2 protein-coding genes and 1 rRNA gene are annotated in these 5,118 nt (G+C 66.5%); all 3 read right to left on the bottom strand.

From position 1 onward, the window contains the following. Positions 1-59 (bottom strand): 16S ribosomal RNA (locus QM019_RS12420); the annotation flags it as partial. Between the two features lie 433 nt (positions 60-492). Next, positions 493-2,832 (bottom strand): YhgE/Pip domain-containing protein, encoded by a 2,340-nt coding sequence (locus tag QM019_RS12425; protein ID WP_282853269.1) that lies wholly within the window; start codon positions 2,830-2,832, stop codon positions 493-495. Beyond that, the gene (locus QM019_RS12430) at positions 2,829-4,988 is read right to left on the bottom strand and encodes an MMPL family transporter (protein WP_282853270.1); all 2,160 of its coding nucleotides are present in this window, start codon (positions 4,986-4,988) and stop codon (positions 2,829-2,831) included. The genes QM019_RS12425 and QM019_RS12430 overlap by 4 nt, the downstream gene beginning before the upstream one ends. Positions 4,989-5,118: the final 130 nt, after the last annotated feature.

Here is a 5,118-nt window from a genome sequence, read left to right on the forward strand (position 1 = left end):
TGCATGTGTTAAGCACGCCGCCAGCGTTCGTCCTGAGCCAGGATCAAACTCTCCGTAAAAAATGAGTTCAATCCAGAATCAAAACACCAAAATTAATCTGGCGATCATCATCCAAAATATTAAAAAAAGGAACCAAATAAACCAGCCAGCCGAAGCTAGCCAGTCACGAGGTAACCATATAAAAAATGGCATATGACAATTTATTTAGTGCACACTGTTGAGTTCTCAAAGACCAATCGCTTTCGGTTTCTGCGGCGGTTATTTCCCTGCCGCTTCTGTCCGAAGCAACCTGATTAGCTTATACCCAGTAACTTTCGTTTGTCAACCTGGCGTTTCCGTCTTGTTCAGACTGTGTTTCCGGTCAGACCCTCGGAGCTCTTAGAGCATCAAGCTCGGCTCGTAGTGAGCCTCGCACCCGGTCTTGGGCTTTGCTGCCCCTTCCGGCGCAACTCCATAAGCTTATGACATCGAATTCCGTTGCGTCAAATCGCGTCACGCGTGACGTTCCGATAGTGCGCTGACCAGGGATTTTGCGGTGGCGTGTCGGCGTGTCGTCATGACGATGGTGGCGATCACGGCCGCCGCAGCGGTCATCAGCACCACCAAGATCGCCGGTCCAACCACCGCTCCCGTACTTGCCCCCGCATAGCCGGCCTGCATTCCGGCGGCCAACTGGGCCAACGGAGCCCAACCACTCACCGTCTCCACCCAGCCCGAACGAAGCTCGAGCGGGAAGAAGCCGCGCACGAGCAGCAGCTGCAGCGCCAACGCGACGAGCGAGGTCAGCACCGCCGTTCGGCGCTTCGCACACGCGGCGAAGAGCAGGTGCAACGCGACCGTGACCGCGGTGCCAAGTAGCGCGAACAGAATCGTGATGCCGATGCCCGCCCACGGCACCCCGAAGAACACGTGCTGCGCGAGCGTCACGACGCCGGCAACGATGAGCACGGGCTGCGCCAACCGGCGCGTGGCCGCGAGCAGGATGCTCCAGGTCGACGCGCTCGACGCAAGCATCTCGTCGGTGACGAGTCCTCGACGCAGCGAGGCAATGAGCCCGGCAAGCCAAATGCCGATGGGCAGCAGGAGCGCCGCAAGCATCCCGGCGAACGTGGGGTTGTGCACGCCGTTCACCTCGGCAACGACGGGCTGCGCCACCGCGTCGGCAAACGCATCCGGGTCGCCGATCGCGTTCTTCGCCTGATCGGCGCCGTCCTGCAGCGACTGCGACATCGTGCTCGCGCCCTCGCGCAGGCTCTGGATACCGTCGCCGAGCTCGTCCCCGCCATCTACGAGCTGCTGCTGACCGTCGGCAAGCTGCGTGAGCCCGTCCGAGAGCTCGCCGGCGCCGCTCGAAAGCTCGCTCGCACCGCCGGTGAGCTGGCCACCCGCATCCTGCAGTTGCCCGCCCGCGTCGCTGAGCTGCGTCGATGCGCCGCTCAGCTGCGATGCGCCCGACGAGAGCTCGCCCGCGCCAGAGGAGAGCCCTCCCCCGCCGCTCACCAGTTCATCCCCTGCCGTCGAGAGTTCGCTCGCGCCCTGCGCCGATGCGGTGACGCCCTCGGTGTACTGCGTGAGGCCGTCGGCGAGCTGGCCCAGCTGGTCTCCGGCATCCTGAACACCTCCCACCTGGTCGATCAGCGAATTGAGTTCGCTCTCGATGCCGCCAAGGTCAACGGTGCCGCCGGGCAGCTGGTTCTGCAGCTGCCCAACCGCGCCGCGGCACGCGTCGGCCTGCGCCGGGTCAATCGCCTCGAGCTGATCGCAATATGTCGTTAGCGCGCTCGGGTCGACCGAGTCGAGCTGCGAAAGCAGGGTGCTGAGCTGCTCGAGGCCCGCGAGCGCCTGATCAATGTTGCCGCTGTTCGATTCGAGCTGGCCCGCGATGTCGTTGAGCTGGCCTGCCGCATCCTGCAACTGCCCGCTACCCGCATCCAACTGGCCGAGCCCGTCGGCGAGCTGCTGCACCCCGTCGACGTACTGCCCAACTCCGTCGGTGTAGGTGTCGATGCCGCCAGCAAACTCGGTTACGCCGGAGGCGAGTTGGTCGGCGCCCGAGGCGTACTGGCCAACGCCGTCGATGTAGGAGTCGACGCCCGAAACGTACTGTTCGACGCCGTCGCCGAACTCGCTCGCTCCGTCGCTGAGCTGCGAAGCACCGTCAGCAGCCTGGCTGCCCGCATCCGCGAGCTCCTGCGCGCCGTCTTGGTACTGCGTGAAGCCCGAACCGAGTTCGCCCGCGCCATCGGCGAGTTGCTGCGCGCCGTCGGCCGCCTGCTCGAGGCCGTCGGCCGAGTCGTTGAGCCCGTCGGCAAGCCCAACCGCTACCTGGTTCGTGAGCTGCTGCCCGAACTCGGCGGTCATACCGTCGAAGAGTTGCTGGGTGACCTCGCCGGTCATCCAATCGGCCGACTGGCTCACGGTCACGTTGATGCGCGCGGCCTCGGGCTCGCCACCGCCGAGCGACACGACCGCCGCCGAGAAGTTCTCGGGAATCTCGACGGCCGCGTATGCGGTGCCGTCGTCGAGCCGTTGCTGCGCCGTCTCGGCGTTGACGAGCTCCCAGCTATACGCGCCGGCGTTCTCGGGGTCGGTGAGCCAGGTGACGAGCAAGCGGCCCGCGACCACCTGCGTCGTCGTGCCGTCGTTGTTCGCCTGCTCGACCATCTGGTCGCTGTTCACCAGCACGACAGGAAGTGCGTCGTCGCGCTGGTTGCTGCCACTCAGCGCAGCGAAGTAGAGGCCAACAATCGCGAGCGGCAGCAAAACCGCGATGACGATGTTGCGAATACGAGCGCCGGTAAAGCCGGTCGCGGTGCGCTGCGTGCCGCTCATCGGTGCAGCTCCTTTCGAGCAGAAGAATCAAAATCGGCGGATGCTGGGCTCGCTTTCGCCCGGAGGAGGTCGATGACCTCGATCTCGCGTCCGAGCTCCCGCAGCTGTGTGGCGTCGAACGCCATGCCCGTGGTGAGGACGAGGGTGACGTCGGCCCTGATGAGTCGCTGCACGGCGGCGACCACCCGCGCGACGAGACCACCCGAGCGCGCGTCGAAGCCGAGCGCGCCGACCTCGAGCACGAGCAATTCGGGGAGCTCGACCACTGCGGCGCCCGCGAGCGCGATGGCGCGGCCGAGCGCATCCAGGCTCGTGAGGCGAGTCTGCGCCGTGAGTCGTGGGCCGTCCCAGCCCACCGCACGCAGCGCGGCATCGAGGTCGTCGATTACCGACACGACCTGATGCTCGGGCAGTTCGGTGCGCAGGTCAGTGCGGCCGAACGCGCCGTGGCGGCCGATGAGCTGGCCGAGCGACAGCTCGCGGGCCCGGTCGTCGAGATTGCCAAGGTCGGCGATCGCGACGCGCGAGATCAGCGCGGCGCCGTCACCCGGCAGCGTGCGGCCGAGCACCTGGAGCCGACCGCTATGCGGGTTCACCCGACCCGCGAGGGTCGCGGCGACGACCGCCCGCGGGGCGACGTCGCCGCGCACCACGAGCACGCCACCCGCGGGCACCTCGCCCGTGACCGGTTCGAACGGCGCCCGTTCGTTGCCCACAACAAGGTCTTCGAACGCGATCGCCGCGTGGTGCTGCTGCGCCCACTCGGCTCGGGCGCGGTACTCGCGAAGGTGCTCGCCCTCGATATCGAGGTCGGGCAAGTGGCGTTCGAGCCACTTCGGCAGTTGCCAGGCGTGCTTGCCGAACAGTGCCATGAGCGCGGGCACGAGCGTCATGCGCACGAGGAATGCGTCGAAGAAGATGCCGGCCGCGAGGCCGAGCGCGATTACCTTGATCACCCCCGCGCCCTCAGGAACAAAGGCGACGAATACGAAGAACATGATGAGCGCGGCTGCGGTGACGACGCGCGCCGCCGACGCAAAGCCCTCCTCGATCGCCTCCCTCGGTTTCAGCCCGCGCACGTGGGCCTCGCGCATGCCCGAGACGAGGAACACCTCGTAGTCCATCGCGAGACCGAACACGATGGCGAGCAGGATGACCGGCAGGAACGAGATGATCGGCCCAGGCACGATGCCCATGATCGTGCCGAGCGCGCCGTCTTGGAACACCATGACCACCACGCCGAACGCGGCGAACGCCGAGAGCAGGAAGCTCACGGCCGCCTTGAGCGGCACGAGGATCGAACGGAAAACGAGGGCGAGCAGGATGAAGCTGAGCCCGACGACGACGCCGGCGAAGGGCAAGAGCGCGCCGTTGAGCCGGTCGGTGATGTCGATCTGCACGGCCGTCGAGCCAGTGACCGAGCTCACGGCGTTGTAGTCGGCCTCGATGCCGGCCGCGAGCGCGCGGAGCGCGGCGACGGTCTTCGTCGTCTCGGGGTCGGCGGGCCCGGTCGTCGGGATCACCTGGATGATCGCCGAGTCGACCGTGGGGTTCGGCAGGGCGTCACCGGCGGATGCGACACCCGGCACCGCCGCGACGCGGTCGCGGATCGCTGCGAGATCGTCGACGAGCGTGTCGTTGTCCACCTGCGTGATGTCGAGCATGACGAGCATCGGGCCGTTGCTGCCCTCACCGAAGTGATCGGTGATCATGTCGTACGCCTCGCGGGCGGTTGCACCCTCGGCCTCGTTCTTGCCGCTCGGCAGGGAGGTCTCCATGTGCAGAGCAGGCAGGGCAGTCACCCCGAGTACGCCGATGACGAGAATGACGAACACGATGGGGGCCCGCAGCACCAGCCGCACCCATCGGCGACCCATGGTCGGCTTCGCGTTCTCGCCGGTCTCGCGTCGCCAGACGCGGCTGCCCTCCTTCGGGCGCAGGCGCTCCCCCGCGAGACCGAACAAGGCGGGCAGCAGGGTGAGGGCCGCGAGCAGCGCCATGAGGACGCCGCCCGCCGCCGCGACGCCCATGACCGAGAGGAAGGGGATGTCGACGATGAGCAAGCCGAGCAGCGCCACCATGACGGTGGCCGCGGCGAAGGTCACCGCCGAGCCGCTCGTGCCGACGGAGGTCGCGGCCGATTCCTCGACCCGCATCCCCTTAGCCTCGATCCACCGATGGGGAGGCTTGCTAAGTTGGCGTCGTAACGCAGAAATGCCCCTCTGACCAGGAAGAATAGAGGTTGTCTAAGATCCTATTTCCCGAGTCTGAGAGGCATCTCGTAGG

This window comes from Gulosibacter sediminis (assembly GCF_030011715.1).
In the GTDB taxonomy this organism is placed as follows: Bacteria; Actinomycetota; Actinomycetes; order Actinomycetales; family Microbacteriaceae; genus Gulosibacter; species Gulosibacter sediminis.

Coding starts and splice junctions, on each gene's coding strand:
- QM019_RS12425 (WP_282853269.1), bottom strand. CDS start 2,832: ATGAGCGGCACGCAGCGCACCGCGACCGGCTTTACCGGCGCTCGTATT.
- QM019_RS12430 (WP_282853270.1), bottom strand. CDS start 4,988: ATGCGGGTCGAGGAATCGGCCGCGACCTCCGTCGGCACGAGCGGCTCG.